The following is a 15812-nucleotide window of genomic DNA, read 5'->3' on the forward strand; positions in this document are numbered from 1 at the left end:
TGCTCACCCCCGTTCTAATGTAATTTTTTAGATTTTTCAATATTTTTTAGTAATAAGAATCGGTATAAGGAAATATTTATGAATAGAGCCAAAGCACTAATTCTTCTCCCCTTACGGAAAATTGGATTCCTAGCAATAGCAAAGGCATGGCCTTTTAAAAAACGATGAATCTGAGAATAGGCTTCAAATTGTTTATACTGATCATCTAGCAACATCTTATCCAGAATAAAGAAGTGGGCATAGGCCAATCTGAAAAAAGCAACCTCTTTCAAGTCAGGATAGTTTTTCACAACTTCATTGTAAAACTTTTGGTAGATATCAATATAGGCTAAATCCTTCTCTGCATAGGGTTTAGTCGTAATACTATCCCCTCTATGGAAATAGTAATAATAGGGTTTGGTATTAACAACGTACTTCTTGGTCAACTTGATTAAATCAAAATGATAATAAGCATCTTCGTAAATCAATCCCTTTGGAAAGGATAGTGCAGTTGCAATCTCTCTCTTGATTAGCTTATTGCAAATCGTCCCAGGTATTTTTTCACCTATGAGGTATTCCCTCAGAAATGTTTGAGAATCACAGACAAAATAGTCATCCTGATTGGTTGATTGTGGGCTTTCATCATTAGCATAGACATTCATGACACCACAGCTCGAAACATCCGCATCTTCTTGAATTAATTGCTCATATAAACTATGAATCATTTCTGGATGGATATAATCATCTGAGTCAATAAAAATCAGATAATCCCCGTGGGCCTGCTTCATTCCATCATTTCGTGCTTGCGACAATCCTTCATTCTTTTTATGAAGTACTGAAACTCTATCATCTAGTTCAGCAATTGAATCACACAAGCGACCACTTTCATCCGTTGCTCCATCATCGACAAGAATGATTTCCAGATTTTGATAGGTCTGCTTCTGAATGGAAGCTATCGATTTTTCTAGGTACTGCGCCACATTATAGACTGGCACAATCACACTAATTAATGCAGTTTCCATGCTACTCCTCTAATAGTTTTTCTACTTGTTCGATTTGTTTGGCAATTGTAAATTGTTGAATAAATTGACTAGCCTCATTGACATCGAAGTTTGAGGCAGATGTCATGTAGTTCGTAATTGCCTGAGCTGCCTCTTGATTGCTCTCAATGATTTGTCCAAATCGACCTTCTTGGGATAATTCCTCAGCCCCTCCAACATCTGTAGAGACAAAAGGAAGTCCCAGACTCAAGGCCTCAACATACACTCCAGGAAACCCTTCTTGCTTAGACATAGACAAGAGAACTTTCGTCTGAGATAAATACTGATAAGGATTTTTTTGATAACCAAGGAAATGTACATAGTCCTCGAGCCCATACTCTTTGACTCGTTTTTTCAGTTCCTCTTCCATGTCACCAGCACCTATAAAGTAAAGGTGATAATGTTTTCCCTCTTGGTGTAATAGTCGTATCACTTCCACTACACGGTCAGAACCCTTATTTTTCTCAATCCGTCCAATGGTACAGATACTTTGAGGAGCAATCTCGATATCGATCTTCTCTTGAGATTTTTCTAGAATAGTCTTAAAATCATAACCATTGTAGACCGTCTCTAATTTTGAAGCATAATCTGGATAGACTTCCTTGATAGAATTGCTGGTTTTATTCGAAATTCCTACAATGGTATCCGCAGCATTCAACTGGCGTCTATGTGATTCCCTTTTTGAGCTATCCTTAAGAAATTCTTCAATACTTCCATGAATCCAAGATATCTTCTTGACTTCTTTTCTTTTAGAAAACAAAAGCGGTGGATTCATAATTGTAAAGGAAACTTCAACATCATAGTCATCTTTCACAAGCAAGCGCCGAGTCAATCTTGGAAAATAAATTCTCATTCTCCACAAAAGAGCTCGTAACCATCTGGCTTGGCGATAATCCTGAAGGGATTTTAAAATTCGTACATGTTTCGGAACAGATTCATATCCCTTGTCAAAATGCTCCATTTCAAGAATATCAATATCATACTTTTCTGGATCCAGATTTGAAACAATGGTAGATAAAATCTTCTCTGCTCCACCTCCGAGAGAAAAAGACCACATAAAAAATAATATTTTTTTCTTAGCCACCATATTCTCCCTTGTATTCTGTATAAGACTTATCCATATCAGCGATGACAGCATCATGATGCGGCACCTGCTTGTCAGCTGGTGGAGGTGTCATATAGTCTCCAAAAGCGGTGCTGAGATAGGCATCATAGCCGACTGGAATGGGCATCTCTGTCTCTTCAAATGGCAAGAAGAGATTATCTTCAAAGGATGCGATTGGGTACTTGTTTCTCATGTAGCCAGGCCCTGAGCATAATTCCGTGATTCCATCACTCTCAGCTAGACCATACTTGGTCATTTCTTTTTCAGCTTTTTTCCAAATGCGATAACGAAGAGATTTTGGCGTCACACCCAGTAAAATGCGACTTCCCCATTTCATAAGTGCGCCATGCTTTTCTGGAACAGTTTGCGCACAAAAAAGAGAATAAATCAAGGCCCAACGAACCTGTTTCTTCCGCTCAGCTGGATTTTTCGGATAATAATCCAAAGGCAAGACATCCAAGGCTAAACCATGTGGCAAATCCAAATCCTGCTGATAAGGTTTGATACAGGTGGTTTCCTTGTCACGAATGGTAATAAAAAGATTGCGGTCTACAAAATCCTTGTGACTCTTTGACAAGAAATAACTCTCATCTGCATAGCGAGGCCATAATTCTGCTAATTTCTCATAATCTTTACGAGGCATAAAAAAGTCTAGGTCATCGTCCCAAGGAATAAAGCCCTTGTTTCGAAGGGAACCAATAGCACCTCCACCACAAAGATAACAAAGCAAATCATGTTCTTTACAAAATGCGACGAAATATTCAGCCATTTTCAGACTACGAGCCTGAATTGCTTTTAAATCAGTCATGTCTCTCCTCTTCTGTTCAATAACGAGTTATATCGGTTTATTATACCATAAAAAAGCCTTAAAAATCCATCGGAAACTAAAAAAAATCAAAGTTCAAACCACTATTTTACTAGTGATTCCAACCTTGATTTTTTCTGTATAATTCTATCTCATCCTCATCTGAGAAAGTTTAGTTTGATATTTATTTTGGTCTACTAAGAGTGCCTGCCCTCCATAAACATCGTAATCATCAACCCAATCACCCAGTTCTGGAACTGTTAATCTCTCTATACCATTTTGCGCTCCATCTAGGAAGGATAAGCCATTGGTCAATAAGAAACTATAAGGAACATTCGTAGAGGTCATGCCAAAGACCTTACCAAGTGCTTCTGATCCAGTAAAGAGTTTAGTTGGATCCTTGAGTTGTTGCAGAACTACTGTCAAAACTTGCTGTTGTCTCTTGGTACGACCATAGTCACCTTCATCGTCATCACGGAAACGTGCATAATTGAGCAAGGTTGAGCCATTCATCTGCTGTTTCCCGACTTTAATCGTCTGCGTTGGAGACTCTGTTTCTGTAGCATGCAAATCATCACCCACGGTAGCTTCGGTTAAAGGTTGACCTTCTAAGGTTGAGAATTTGGCATCAATCGTCACCCCATCAGGGAAAAGAGTGTCAATAGCGGTTGCGAAGGCCTGGAAATCAACCAAGGCATAGTACTTAATATCCAAGTCAAAATTGTCTTTTAGGACTTTTCGGACCATTTCTGCTCCTTTTTGCCCCTCTTGTTCTCCCAACTCATAGGCTACGTTTAACTTGTTATCCGTCTGTTTTCTACCGTTAATCACTTGACTGTAACCGTCTATATAGACCAAATTGTCACGCATAAAGCTGACCAGCTTAATTTTCTTATCTGAGCCACCAACATTTAGTACCATAATAGAGTCCGTTCTCGTCTCAGCACTATTTTGACCAATCCGTCCATCTGTTCCCATAATTAAGATATTAACACCATCCTTGGTATCTTGACCATGAAAAACTTCTACTTGAGCCGCCTTAGCATTGGCAGGTTTATTTGGATCCGCATTTGAATAGCCTTTTAGGAACATAAAAATCATGCCAAAACCGACACAGGCTAGAAGGACAAGCAATCCTGCAAAAATGCGCCCCCAACGAATCTTGCGTTTTTTTGCTTTAACCTTTGGAAGTGAATGACTTTTCTGATATTTTTTTGCACGACTACGGTTACCATAGGATGGAAGAGGAGATTGATTGATTGGTTCCATGAAAGACTCTTCCATATCATGATTTTCACTATGAATTTCTGGTGAAGCTTCACTACCACTAGCCATATTTAACTTACCTTGCAAGTAAGCAAACTCTTTTTTCTCTCGCTCATTGAGGTAATGAATGTTCTTAAAGAGATAGTCATAACGTAACTGCTCATGATGACTTAAGGGATTTTCTTTACTCATCTTCTCTCCTTTCCGTGGTCTGATATTGGATAAATAGGATAGGCTCCCAGTACTTTATACTGGATTCCAATCGCTTCTAATTCTTTTTGGGCAAAGTTAACCAAATCCTTATCGGCATAATCCACATCAATAATGAAAAAGTATTCTCCCAGTGCTGTCTTGAGTGGCCGACTTTCAATTTTTGTCAGGTCAATTCCTCTCCAAGCAAAGGTCGACAGAGCCTTATAAAGGGCACCTGGAAGGTTGTCCGGTAAGGTCAAGGCCAAAGTCATTTTCTCAGTTTGTGCTTTCAAGGGAATAGAAGACTTTTCAGCTCCCAAAACCCAGAAACGTGTGAAATTGGCTTCCATTTCTTGAATATCCTCGGCAATCAGTTCCAAGCCATATTCTTCAGCAGAACTTCTTGGTGCAATCGCTGCATAAGGATGGCCTGGATGTTCAGAAATAAAACGAGCCGCATAAGCTGTACTAGCTGTTACCTCGATTTGGGCCTCTGGATATTGTTCATCGATGAATTTCTTTCCTTGAGCCAAGGCCTGTGGATGTGAAAAAATCTTTTCAATCTTAGTATGACCTGGAACCACCATCAACTGCTGATGAATAGGCTGAACGATTTCTGCTACTGCTTGAATGCGAGCCTGATGAAAAAGGTAGTCCAAGGTTTCATGAACACTACCCTCGATAGAATTTTCAACTGGCACCACAGAATAGTCCACCAAACCTTGCTCATAGGCCTTGATGACATCTGTAATATTGGCAAAGGCCTGCAATTCCTCCTGAGGAAAAGCTGACTGCACAACATGGTGTGAAAATGATCCCTTGGGACCTAGATAAGCAATTTTCATCTCAGTTCCTCTATAATTTCCTCTGGGCTTAGCTCGGTCACATCCAAAATCCGACTAGCCACTTCCTCATACAAAGCCTGTCTTTCTTGGAAAATAGCTGCTAATTCTTCCTTGCTATTATTTAGAAAAAGCGGGCGCTGATTGTCCTTATCAGCTGATATGCGTTGGTAGAGGGTGTCAAAATCAGCTTTCAGGTAGATATTATCAGAATTTGTCTTTAGTAAGTCACGATTTCGCTGAGAAACGACCACTCCTCCACCAGTTGACACAACTTGGTCTCTTTGTAGTAACTCAGCCAATACTTCTGACTCTACCTGTCGAAAGGTCTCTTCTCCCATTTCCGAGAAAAATTCCGCAATGGACATACCTAAGCGTTTCTCAATCAGGGCATCCATATCAAGGTAATTAGGGTCCAAGCCTCTTGCAATAGTCGATTTGCCAGCTCCCATAAATCCGAGTAATACCTTAGTCATGAATCAAGCTCTCCAAATCATCAAAGAAGCTAGGATAGCTGGTATTGATAGCTTCAGCACGGTCAAGCTCCACTTCTCCATCTGCAACCAAGAGGGCCGCGATAGCCGTCATCATTCCGATACGGTGGTCACCAAACGTATTGACTCTAGCACCGTGAAGGACTGATTTCCCTTTGATAATCATCCCATCTGCCGTAGGAGTAATATCTGCTCCCATACTATTTAAGGCGTCTGCGACTACCTGAATGCGGTCTGTTTCTTTGACTTTAAGTTCCTCAGCATCCTTAATAACTGTTACACCTTGGGCTTGGGTCGCAAGTAGAGCGATAACTGGCAATTCATCAATCAAGCGTGGAATAAAAGCGCCACCAATCTCTGTTCCTTTCAAGTCTGAAGACTCAACAGTTAAGGTTGCAGATTTAGCGACTGGGTCAATTTCAGTTATTTCTAGTTTCCCACCCATGGCACGAATGACATCAATAATACCAGTACGCGTTTCGTTGATGCCCACATTATTAAGCACCACACGAGAATTTGGAACAATCAAACCTGCGACCAACCAAAAGGCTGCACTGGAAATATCTCCTGGAACAACCACCTTTTGTCCTGTCAATTTTTGTGGTCCTTGGACTGTGATTTTCTTACCGTCCACACTTAAATGGCCACCAAATTGTTGCAACATATCTTCAGTATGATTACGGGTGCACTCTTTTTCGATAATAACAGACTCCCCCTGAGCCTGCAAGGCCGCAAACATCAAGGCTGACTTAACCTGGGCAGAGGCAATTGGCAACTCATAATGAATAGGTCTTAGGTTTTTCGTCCCTTTTAAATGAAGGGGAGGCAAGTCTCGCTCAGCTTGCCCTGAAATGCTGACACCCATTTTTTTCAATGGAACCGTCACACGGTCCATAGGACGTTTGGAAAGACTATCATCTCCAAACATTTCTACTTCAAAGTCTGCACCAGCAAGGACACCTGAAATCAGACGAATCGAGGTTCCAGAATTTCCCATATCAAGGGCATTTTGCGGCGCTTTTAAGCCATCCATACCTACACCTTGGATGGTAATAACCTCATCTTTATCCTCAATCTCAACACCAAGGTCACGAAAGACTTGCATGGTCGAAAGGACGTCTTCGCCACGTAATATATCATAAACCTTGGTCTCACCCTCAGCCAAACTTCCAAAGATAATAGAACGGTGACTGATAGACTTGTCACCTGGAACTCGGATACTGCCGTGTAAGTGGCTAATGTTTGTTTTTAGTTTCATACTGGACCTCATACTTGCAATACTTTTACCTATTTTATCATAAAAAGCCAGAAATTCCTTAAAAATTTCTGACTTTATGATAGTTATTTTCTTATTTTAGCAATTCTGAAACTGGTTCGAAAACGATTTTTTCAATGTCAGAAAGGTAAATGGCCAATTGTTGTTGCTTGGTAAAGAATTCTGACAAGAGGCTATTTCCTTGAATCTGCTTACCAAAGCCTTCCATCTTCGCTTGGAAGGAAGCGTCTGGCATTTGACCTGTCTGCGCTAGTCTTTGAATTTCCTCTTGGAAAGTAACATATTCTGTAAAGATTTTGCTTGCCTCAGCATCTGCTGCAATCGCATCTTTAGCTGCTTTAACAGCCTTGTATTCTGGTAATTCGCGTAGACCGCGACTAAGTTCATTTGCACTATCGTAAATATTTGACATAATTTTCTCCTTATTTGATAACGACTGTGTAGTCGGTATTTTCTGTTATGAGGTGCTCAGCTCGTTCTAAATCTTGAGCATTTCTAAATGAGATTTGTAGAATCCCGTGAATATCTTCACGGTTTTCCTCGTTGATATGGATGTTAACCAAGGAAGTTCCACGCAGTAGTTCCAAAATCCGCAAGATGACATCTTCTTCATCGGGAACATCTACATAGAGGTCATAAGAGCTATCCACACCTCCACGCTTATGGATTTCCATGGCCTGACGTTGCTCACGTGCTTGATTGAAAAAGTTCCAGATCTGCTCCTCATCTCCCTTGCTGATGGCTTGTCCAACCTCATCTAATCGCTCCTTGAAATCCTCAATTCGATCCAGAATAGTTTCACGATTAGACAAGAGAATTGAGGTCCACATACCCGGCTCGCTTTCCGCAATTCGGGTCATATCTCGAAAACCACCGGCCGCAAAGCGCCTTGCCATCTCATGTTCTTGAGCATAGGTCGCAGTCTGCTCCATGAGACTGGAAGCCAGAATATGTGGAAAATGGCTAATCTGAGAAGTCACACGATCATGCTCCTTGGTATCAATCTCGATAAAGCGAGCATGGAGACCTGAAAGCAGATTCTTCATTTCCTCAAGTGTATCAGGACTTGTCAGGCTCGAAGGTGTAAAGATATAGTAGGCATTTTCAAAGAGATTGACATCTGCAGAGGCAGCCCCTGTCTTGTGACTACCAGCCATAGGATGGGCCCCGACAAAGCTGACGGGCTTGCCAGTTAAATACTGCTCCGCCGCATCCACAATGGCTGATTTGGTCGAACCGGCATCTGAAATAATCACACCTTCTTTCAAGTCCAAGTCAGCTAATTCCTTAATAAAGGAAATGGTTTGTTTGATTGGCAAACTGAGAATAATGATATCTGCCAAAGGAGCAAAACTAGCAAAATCATCCGTTGCACGGTCAATCATGCCTTCTTTCAAGGCGATATCTCTCGAAGCTTGACTGCGATTATAACCTAAAATTTCATAATCTGGATGATCACGTTTGATACCAAGTGCCATAGAGGCTCCAATCAAACCAAGACCTGCGATATAGATTGTTTTTGCCATAGGAACTCCTTAATAGTTCTTTGTATAGTCTCGGTGCTTGGCTACCGCTTCTTTTAGTTCCTCAAGATTGTCTGATGAAAATTTTTCAAGGATTTCTTGTGCCAGAACCGTTGCTACAACAGCTTCCATAACCACACCGGCAGCTGGAAGAGCGGTCGGATCACTTCTCTCCACGGTCGCCTTGTAGGGTTCATGGGTTTCGATATCCACACTCATAAGTGGTTTGTAGAGTGTAGGAATGGGTTTCATAACGCCACGAACAACAATGGGTTGCCCATTGGTCATACCACCTTCAAAGCCGCCCAGATTATTGGTACGGCGAGTATAACCATCTTCTTTAGACCAGAGAATTTCGTCCATAACTTGGCTACCTTTACGGTAACCAGCTTCAAAGCCAAGACCAAATTCCACCCCTTTAAAGGCATTGATAGAAACAACTGCCTGAGCCAATCGCGCATCCAATTTTCTGTCCCATTGGACATAGGAACCAAGACCAACTGGAACACCTCCAACGACTGTCTCGACAACCCCACCGATGGTATCACCGTCACGCTTGATTTGGTCAATATAGTCCTTGATTTCCTGTTCTCGTTCTTGGTTGACAATAGAAACTTCAGACTGGGCAGCTCTTTCCTTAATCTCAGCAACTGTGAGATTCTCAGGAACATCGATTTCCTTGCCACCAAAGACCACGACATGGTTGGCAATCTCCATATCCAATTCAGCCAAGAGGCGTTTAGCTACTGCTCCAACTGCCACCCGCATGGTTGTTTCACGAGCTGATGAACGCTCCAAAGAATTTCGCAAATCATCAAAACGGTACTTGATGCCCCCAACCAAATCGGCATGTCCTGGACGAGGATGGGTGATTTTTCGTTTGCTTTTAAGGCGGTCTTCAATGTCTTCAGCAGACATAATATCCAGCCATTTTTGGTGGTCCTTATTGATGACATCCATGGTAATCGGAGCCCCTGTCGTCTTCCCATGGCGAACGCCCGAAGTAAAGACAACCTGGTCACTCTCAATCTTCATACGACCACCACGACCGTAGCCACCCTGACGGCGTTTAAGGTCTCCATTGATATCCTCTGCTGTCAAAGGAAGTCCTGCTGGAATTCCTTCAATAATAGCCGTCAGACGGGGACCGTGTGATTCTCCTGCAGTTAAATATCTCATACACTCTCCTTATTTTACCAAGTAGTCTTTCATCTCTTCTAGAGAAACTGGGTGAATCGTCGCTGAACCAAGCTCTGGTACCAAGACCAATTTCAAGGTATTGCCACGCGCTTTCTTGTCATGTGTCAAAGCCTGATAAAGCTTATCAACATCCCAATTTTCATAGTCAACAGGCAAGCCGAATTTCTGACACATCTCTGTGATAGATTGGGTAATGCCAGCTGGCATAAGTCCCTTCTCCTCAGCAACCTTGGAAATCTGTATCATGCCCATGGCCACAGCCTCACCATGCATGACTTTGCCATAACCGGCCGTTGCTTCAATGGCATGGCCAATGGTGTGGCCAAAATTGAGGTAAAGGCGAACACCATTGTCCAACTCATCCTCAACTACCATCTTACGCTTAACCTGACAAGAATGTTCAATCAAGGTCTCTGCATATTCCAGTATGCTCTCTACAGAACCATCCAGTTCCGTCAAAAGAGCCCACAGTTCTGGATCCTCAATCAAGCCATACTTGATAACTTCACCCATTCCTTCAATCAACTCTCTCTTTCCGAGTGTTTCAAGGACAAGCGGATCAATCAGAACCCCATCTGGTTGGGCAAAGGTACCCACCATATTCTTAGCAAATGGAGTGTTAACGCCTGTTTTTCCACCGATAGAAGAATCCACCTGGGCTGTCAAGCTGGTCGGAATCTGAACAAAGTGAATGCCCCGCATATAGGTTGAGGCTACAAAACCAGCTAGGTCTCCAACGACACCACCACCTAGGGCTACAATCCCATCACTACGAGTTAGACCTTGCTTGACTAGAAATTCATAGACTTTCTGAACAGTGGTTAAATTCTTTCTTTCTTCCCCTTCTAAAAAGTCAAAAACGGCTACCGGAAAACCAGCATCTTCTAGGCTGAGTTTGACCTTCTCTGCATAAAGAGAAGCTACATGGTTGTCTGTTACAATGACCACTTTTTGCGGTTGCCAGAGTTCTCGCAACCATTGACCAGCTTGAGCCAGACAACCTTTTTCAATCTGAATATCATAAGGATGATGAGGAATATCGATTCTGATTTTCATAGGAGAATCTCCCTTTCTTTATTGGTATTTTTCTGTTAAGGACTGCCAAATTTCTTCTGTCGGCATTTCTTTACCTGTCCACAGTTGAAAAGCTTCTGCAGCTTGATAAAGCAACATTCCTAGACCATTGACAGCTGGATTGCCCTGTCTCCTAGCCCATTTTAAAAATGGCGTTTCAAAGGGTTGGTAAATGATATCTGCCACCAAGAGATTTTCTGGCAAGCTAATACTTTCTGGAACTGGAGAGGATTGACCATCCATCCCTACACTTGTCGCATTGACAAGTAAATCCGACTCGGCAATCCTTTCCTGCAAGACAGAAACATCTTCTAAAGCATACAAGTCCACTTTAAAGCCTGTCTGCTCCTGTAACTTGTCTAGGTAAGGTCTTGTTTTTTCCATAGAAACTGAACGAACAAAGACTGAAATCTGACTGACGCCGTCCAAAATAGCTTGCGCCAAGATAGATTTGGCCGCACCGCCTGCACCCAGCAGGGTCATCTTCTTACCTGAAATTGTAAAAGAAGGCAAGCTCTTAAAAAATCCCTTGCCATCTGTATTATATCCAATTAAATTGCCATTCTCATTGACAACCGTATTGACCGCACCAATCAAGCGCGCTTCGTCACTCAGCTCATCCAAATATGGAATCACTTGCTCCTTATAGGGCATGGACAGGTTGATGCCAAACATCTGGTAGCGACGAATATTAGCCACTGTATCCGCCAAATCACTCGCTTCAATCTCCCAAGCCACGTAAGCACCATTGGTAGCTGTCGCCTCAAAGGCACTATTGTGGATGAAGGGAGAGATAGAATGCTTAATAGGATTGGCAACAACTGCTGCTAAACGTGTATAGCCATCAAGCTTCATCCAAAATCTCCCTGATTTTTTTCATGTTAGCTAGAGAAATCTGACCAGGGGCACTTGCCTCATCTAGACTAGCAAAAGACCAGCTAGAACCCGTCACATCCGCAGTGATACGAGAGACCTTGCCCACCTTACCCATAGAAATAGTTACATATTCCTGTTCAGGATTGAGGGTTTTAAAGCCTCGTGTATAGTTCATCAAGTCTAGCACATCCTGTTCCGTGTGAGCCATCACCGCAACCTTGACAAGTTTTGGATTTAGGCTCGTCAACTCTGACAAGATTTCCATCATGTTTTCAGGCGTTTCTTGGAAATTGTGGTAACTCAAAACGAGATTTGGGAAGTCCAGCATTTCCTCAAAAACATCCTTGTAGCTATAGTACTCAAAATCAATATAGTCTGGTTGATAGAGTTGCGCCACTTCCTTGATTAGATGGATATATTCTTCTGGAGAAAGGTCGATTTCTCCCCCTTCAGCGCGAGTTCGCAGCGTGAAAACCAACTCACGACCTGCAAATTTTTCAAAAATAGCTGGAGCCACCTGCAAAATCGCTTCCTTAGGCAGATAGTCGGCACGCCATTCAATGATGTCGGCATCTAGGTACCTCGTGGCATCCAGAGCCTGGACCTCCTCTAAACTTCTTGGCATTACTGAAACAATTAATTTCATTTACTAACCTTCATACTAATCACCTTGAGGTAATTACTACTTTCATCTTTTTTATTATAGGCAAAATCTGCTGGAAGACCGTATTTATTTAAAATCTGGTAACTTCTTCCTGCAAAGCCTTTATCAATTTGTTCTGTAAATTTCTGGTGGGAAATATTGGCAGCATTAGTACTGGCAATGATAATCCCTCCAGGATTTAAAATCTCAAGACTCTGGGAAATCAACTTGTGATAATCCTTGGCCACAGAGAAAGTTTGTTTTTTGTTCCGAGCAAAGCTAGGCGGATCTAGAACAATCACATCGTAGGTCAAGCCTTTTCGTTTGGCATACTTGAAATACTCAAAGACATCCATGACTATAAAACGGTGGTCGTCTGTGCTGAGCCCATTTGCCTGAAAATGCGCTTGAGACAATTCTCGTGAACGTTTAGCTAGGTCAACAGAAGTTGTCTGACTTGCTCCTCCCATGGCCGCAGCTACTGAAAAGGCTGCTGTATAAGAAAACATATTGAGCAAAGATTTGCCCATAGCCAATCCATCAACCAGACTACCACGAACTTCATGCTGGTCTAGGAAAATCCCTGTCATCAAGCCATCGTTCATAAAGACTTGATACAGAACACCATTTTCCAAAACAGTGAAAAAGTCAGGTGCTTCTTGACCATAAACATGGGCAGATTCGTAGTCCAAACCCTTAAAACGGATCTTCTCATAGGCTCCTAAAACCTCAGGAAAAACCTGTCTAAAAGCTTCTGAGATAACCTTGCGAATCTGATAAACATAAGAGTTATACCAAGAAAAGACAGCATAGTCGCCATAAAGGTCCACTGTCAGACCACCAAAGACATCTCCCTCTTGGTTGAAGAGACGAAAGGCAGTTGTCAATTCGTCTTGATAGTAGGCACTTCTCTTTTCTTTAGCTTGTCTAAACAGTGCTTCAAAGAACGCTTGATTGAAGGTCACCTTGTCTGTGCTGACAAACCAGCCCAAGCCCTTGTTTTGCTGAGAAAGGTAGGCAGTACCAAGAAAGTTGCCATCTTGACTATGAACTTCTACTTCCTGATCCTTGAGATGAACATCTGCAAGGTCGCTAGCTTCTAGTAAAACTAGCCCTTTAGCGAGCTTCTTTTCAACCCTTTTGTTGACTCTTATTCTATTCATAACTACCATTATATCAAACTTTTAGCCAATTCTCAAAAAAGAAACTACCCTTGCTTTTTTACTTTCATTTTAAAAAATGGTATACTAATACTAATAAAAAATTAGGAAGTAAATGTGTGAGAATTAATTTTAACAAAATCCAAAAAGCCATGGGTACCAGACTGGGTTTTGTCCTAACCCTTTTAATCCTCTATTGGCTCAAAACCTTATTAGCCTATACCGTTGACTTTAATTTAGATATTCAAGTAGGAAAATTACAAGGAAATTACCTTGCCTTTATCGCCTTTTTCAATCCCCTTCCTTTGGGGTTACTCCTGCTGGCTCTAGCCCTCTATGCTCGGTCAACCAAGATTTTTTATGGTCTGAGTATAGCTATTTATAGTCTTTTATTCATTTGGCTTTATTCTAATGTCTTTTACTATCGAGAATTTAGCGACTTTATCACGGCTAATACCATGAAGGTGGTCAGCAAGGTATCTGTCGGTACTGCAGAACTAGAGTTACTGCGTCCTTGGGATTTCATCTATTTTATGGATTTCCCACTGCTAGCATTCCTTTTCTTTAAAAAATTTATCCAGCTGGATAGGAGACCTTTCAAATTCCGCTCCAGTATTGCCATCACTGCACTCTCAGTCCTGCTCTTTTCAGCTAATCTTTTCTTGACTGAAATTGAGCGTCCCGATCTCCTGTCACGAGGATTTTCCAATTATTATGTTGTTCGTGCCCTTAGCTTACCCGCCTTTTTAGGTTATAGTGCGAATCAATCCTATAGCGCCAACAAGGAGCGTGCTAAGGCTTCTGAGACTGACCTGCAACCTATTACAGATTATATTCAAGAGCATTCGGCTAAGCCCAATCCAGACTATTTTGGCTTGGCTAAAGGGAAAAATGTGATTTATCTCCACTTGGAGAGTTTCCAACAGTTCCTGCTTGACTATAAACTCAACATGGATGGAACTGAGCATGAAGTCACTCCCTTCCTCAATTCCCTCTACCATTCGCAATCAACCCTAGCCTTTTCGAATATCTTTAACCAAGTCAAGGCTGGTAAGACCTCCGATGCGGAAACCATGCTAGAAACCGGTTTATTTGGTCTTAACCAAGGTTCTTTCATGGTCAACTACGGTGGCACCAATACCCAGCAGGCAGCTCCTTTTATCCTATCAAAAAACGGCTACCAATCAAGTGCTGTCTTTCACGGTAATATCGGGACCTTCTGGAATCGAAATACGACCTACAAACAATGGGGCTATCAATACTTCTTTGATGCTTCCTATTTTACCAAGCAAGACAGTAGCAATTCTTTCCAATATGGTTTAAATGATAAAATCATGATGAAAGATTCTATCCAATATCTAGAGCACTTGCAGCAGCCTTTTTATGCTAAGTATATCACGGTGTCCAATCACTATCCCTATGCTAGCAATCTGACAGGCGATGAGCTTGGTTTCCCACTGGCTAAAACCAAAGATGAAACAATCAATGGCTACTTCCAAACGGCTAACTATCTGGATAGTGCTATCAAGGCCTTCTTTGACTATCTCAAAGAAAGTGGCCTCTATGAAAAATCCATCATCGTCATCTACGGAGACCATTATGGAATTTCTAACTCCCGAAATCCTGAGCTGGCACCCTTGATTGGAAAGACTTCTGAGAACTGGTCGAATTACGACAATGCCATGTTGCAACGAGTGCCTTTTATGGTGGTCATGCCTGGCTATGAAAAAGGACAAATCATCAATACCTACGGTGGACAAATCGATATCTTACCGACTCTCGAACACCTCCTTGGTATTGAGTCCAATTCCTTCCTTCAAGTTGGACAAGATCTTCTGTCTCCAGATCATCAAGAAATCGTTGCCTTTCGGACTGCCAATTCCTTCGTTACACCAAAATACACCAGTTATGACGGACGAACCTACTATACTGAGAGCGGTCTTGAAATCAGCAATCTTGATGAACAAGCTCAGACTGAACTAGACATTGTTCGGCAGGCAGCCAGCCAACAGCTGAAAATCAGCGACCAGATTCAAACTGGCGATTTGATACGTTTCTACCAAGCAGATCATCTTGGAAAAGTTGATACAGAAAGTATTTCTTACCTCAATTCTTTACCAATTCTTCAAAAGATTGAGCAGGAAAAAGGTAGTCAATCAACCAGTCTCTTTAGCCAACGACAAGGTAAGACCAGTACTGACCTTTTCAAGGCACCAAGTTACCAAGAACTCCATCCAGAGTCGGCAGAAACCGAATCAAAATCACAATAAAAAATGCTCTTCCGTCTTGGAGGAGCATTTCTTTTTATAAAATTTATCAAGTAAGCGACCAACAACC

General features: G+C 41.8%; 15 protein-coding genes. 1 reads left to right on the top strand and 14 read right to left on the bottom strand.

Annotated elements, in window-relative coordinates; genetic code table 11:
* Positions 1–14: 14 nt before the first annotated feature.
* The 14 genes from PAN07_RS07510 to PAN07_RS07575 form a co-directional block, all read right to left on the bottom strand.
* Positions 15–1001, bottom strand: a complete 987-nt coding sequence (locus PAN07_RS07510) for a glycosyltransferase family 2 protein (protein ID WP_269797640.1) — start codon at positions 999–1001, stop codon at positions 15–17.
* 1 nt (position 1002) lies between these two features.
* On the bottom strand, positions 1003–2106 hold the full coding sequence (locus tag PAN07_RS07515; protein WP_269797641.1) for a glycosyltransferase: 1104 nt from the start codon (positions 2104–2106) through the stop codon (positions 1003–1005).
* Positions 2096–2932, bottom strand: a complete 837-nt coding sequence (locus tag PAN07_RS07520) for a phosphorylcholine transferase LicD (RefSeq protein WP_269797642.1) — start codon at positions 2930–2932, stop codon at positions 2096–2098. The genes PAN07_RS07515 and PAN07_RS07520 overlap by 11 nt, the downstream gene beginning before the upstream one ends.
* A gap of 144 nt (positions 2933–3076) precedes the next feature.
* A complete protein-coding gene (locus PAN07_RS07525) occupies positions 3077–4387 on the bottom strand; it encodes an LCP family protein (RefSeq protein WP_084862428.1) in 1311 nt (436 codons plus the stop codon).
* Positions 4384–5232 (bottom strand): prephenate dehydratase, encoded by an 849-nt coding sequence (pheA, locus tag PAN07_RS07530; protein ID WP_269797643.1) that lies wholly within the window; start codon positions 5230–5232, stop codon positions 4384–4386. The genes PAN07_RS07525 and pheA overlap by 4 nt, the downstream gene beginning before the upstream one ends.
* Complete coding sequence (locus PAN07_RS07535; RefSeq protein WP_084862431.1) at positions 5229–5705, bottom strand: shikimate kinase; 477 nt, start codon at positions 5703–5705, stop codon at positions 5229–5231. Before PAN07_RS07535 ends, pheA begins: the two co-directional genes overlap by 4 nt.
* Positions 5698–6981, bottom strand: a complete 1284-nt coding sequence (gene aroA / locus PAN07_RS07540) for a 3-phosphoshikimate 1-carboxyvinyltransferase (protein ID WP_084862433.1) — start codon at positions 6979–6981, stop codon at positions 5698–5700. The genes PAN07_RS07535 and aroA overlap by 8 nt, the downstream gene beginning before the upstream one ends.
* Before the next feature lie 91 nt (positions 6982–7072).
* Positions 7073–7411 (bottom strand): YlbF/YmcA family competence regulator, encoded by a 339-nt coding sequence (locus PAN07_RS07545; RefSeq protein ID WP_064276487.1) that lies wholly within the window; start codon positions 7409–7411, stop codon positions 7073–7075.
* Between the two features lie 10 nt (positions 7412–7421).
* Complete coding sequence (locus tag PAN07_RS07550) at positions 7422–8525, bottom strand: prephenate dehydrogenase (RefSeq protein ID WP_084862434.1); 1104 nt, start codon at positions 8523–8525, stop codon at positions 7422–7424.
* Positions 8526–8534: 9 nt separating this feature from the next.
* Positions 8535–9701: a chorismate synthase gene (gene aroC / locus PAN07_RS07555; protein ID WP_070697342.1), complete on the bottom strand. Its 1167-nt coding sequence runs from the start codon at positions 9699–9701 to the stop codon at positions 8535–8537.
* Positions 9702–9710: 9 nt separating this feature from the next.
* Entirely contained in the window at positions 9711–10778 is a 1068-nt protein-coding gene (gene aroB / locus PAN07_RS07560; RefSeq protein WP_269797644.1) for a 3-dehydroquinate synthase, read from the bottom strand.
* Positions 10779–10796: 18 nt separating this feature from the next.
* Positions 10797–11651, bottom strand: a complete 855-nt coding sequence (locus PAN07_RS07565) for a shikimate dehydrogenase (RefSeq protein ID WP_084862437.1) — start codon at positions 11649–11651, stop codon at positions 10797–10799.
* On the bottom strand, positions 11641–12318 hold the full coding sequence (aroD, locus tag PAN07_RS07570) for a type I 3-dehydroquinate dehydratase (protein WP_049516075.1): 678 nt from the start codon (positions 12316–12318) through the stop codon (positions 11641–11643). The genes PAN07_RS07565 and aroD overlap by 11 nt, the downstream gene beginning before the upstream one ends.
* Positions 12315–13478, bottom strand: a complete 1164-nt coding sequence (locus tag PAN07_RS07575) for a class I SAM-dependent rRNA methyltransferase (RefSeq protein WP_192856284.1) — start codon at positions 13476–13478, stop codon at positions 12315–12317. Before PAN07_RS07575 ends, aroD begins: the two co-directional genes overlap by 4 nt.
* Before the next feature lie 149 nt (positions 13479–13627).
* On the opposite strand from PAN07_RS07575, the gene PAN07_RS07580 reads away from it, so the two are divergent.
* Positions 13628–15745 carry an LTA synthase family protein gene (locus tag PAN07_RS07580; RefSeq protein WP_269797676.1) on the top strand — a complete coding sequence of 706 codons (2118 nt, stop codon included), beginning with the start codon at positions 13628–13630 and terminating at the stop codon, positions 15743–15745.
* Positions 15746–15812 lie beyond the last annotated feature (67 nt).

It is taken from the genome of Streptococcus sp. SM5 (assembly GCF_027497975.1).

Coding starts and splice junctions, on each gene's coding strand:
- PAN07_RS07510 (WP_269797640.1), bottom strand. CDS start 1,001: ATGGAAACTGCATTAATTAGTGTGATTGTGCCAGTCTATAATGTGGCG.
- PAN07_RS07515 (WP_269797641.1), bottom strand. CDS start 2,106: ATGGTGGCTAAGAAAAAAATATTATTTTTTATGTGGTCTTTTTCTCTC.
- PAN07_RS07520 (WP_269797642.1), bottom strand. CDS start 2,932: ATGACTGATTTAAAAGCAATTCAGGCTCGTAGTCTGAAAATGGCTGAA.
- PAN07_RS07525 (WP_084862428.1), bottom strand. CDS start 4,387: ATGAGTAAAGAAAATCCCTTAAGTCATCATGAGCAGTTACGTTATGAC.
- pheA (WP_269797643.1), bottom strand. CDS start 5,232: ATGAAAATTGCTTATCTAGGTCCCAAGGGATCATTTTCACACCATGTT.
- PAN07_RS07535 (WP_084862431.1), bottom strand. CDS start 5,705: ATGACTAAGGTATTACTCGGATTTATGGGAGCTGGCAAATCGACTATT.
- aroA (WP_084862433.1), bottom strand. CDS start 6,981: ATGAAACTAAAAACAAACATTAGCCACTTACACGGCAGTATCCGAGTT.
- PAN07_RS07545 (WP_064276487.1), bottom strand. CDS start 7,411: ATGTCAAATATTTACGATAGTGCAAATGAACTTAGTCGCGGTCTACGC.
- PAN07_RS07550 (WP_084862434.1), bottom strand. CDS start 8,525: ATGGCAAAAACAATCTATATCGCAGGTCTTGGTTTGATTGGAGCCTCT.
- aroC (WP_070697342.1), bottom strand. CDS start 9,701: ATGAGATATTTAACTGCAGGAGAATCACACGGTCCCCGTCTGACGGCT.
- aroB (WP_269797644.1), bottom strand. CDS start 10,778: ATGAAAATCAGAATCGATATTCCTCATCATCCTTATGATATTCAGATT.
- PAN07_RS07565 (WP_084862437.1), bottom strand. CDS start 11,651: ATGAAGCTTGATGGCTATACACGTTTAGCAGCAGTTGTTGCCAATCCT.
- aroD (WP_049516075.1), bottom strand. CDS start 12,318: ATGAAATTAATTGTTTCAGTAATGCCAAGAAGTTTAGAGGAGGTCCAG.
- PAN07_RS07575 (WP_192856284.1), bottom strand. CDS start 13,478: ATGAATAGAATAAGAGTCAACAAAAGGGTTGAAAAGAAGCTCGCTAAA.
- PAN07_RS07580 (WP_269797676.1), top strand. CDS start 13,628: ATGGGTACCAGACTGGGTTTTGTCCTAACCCTTTTAATCCTCTATTGG.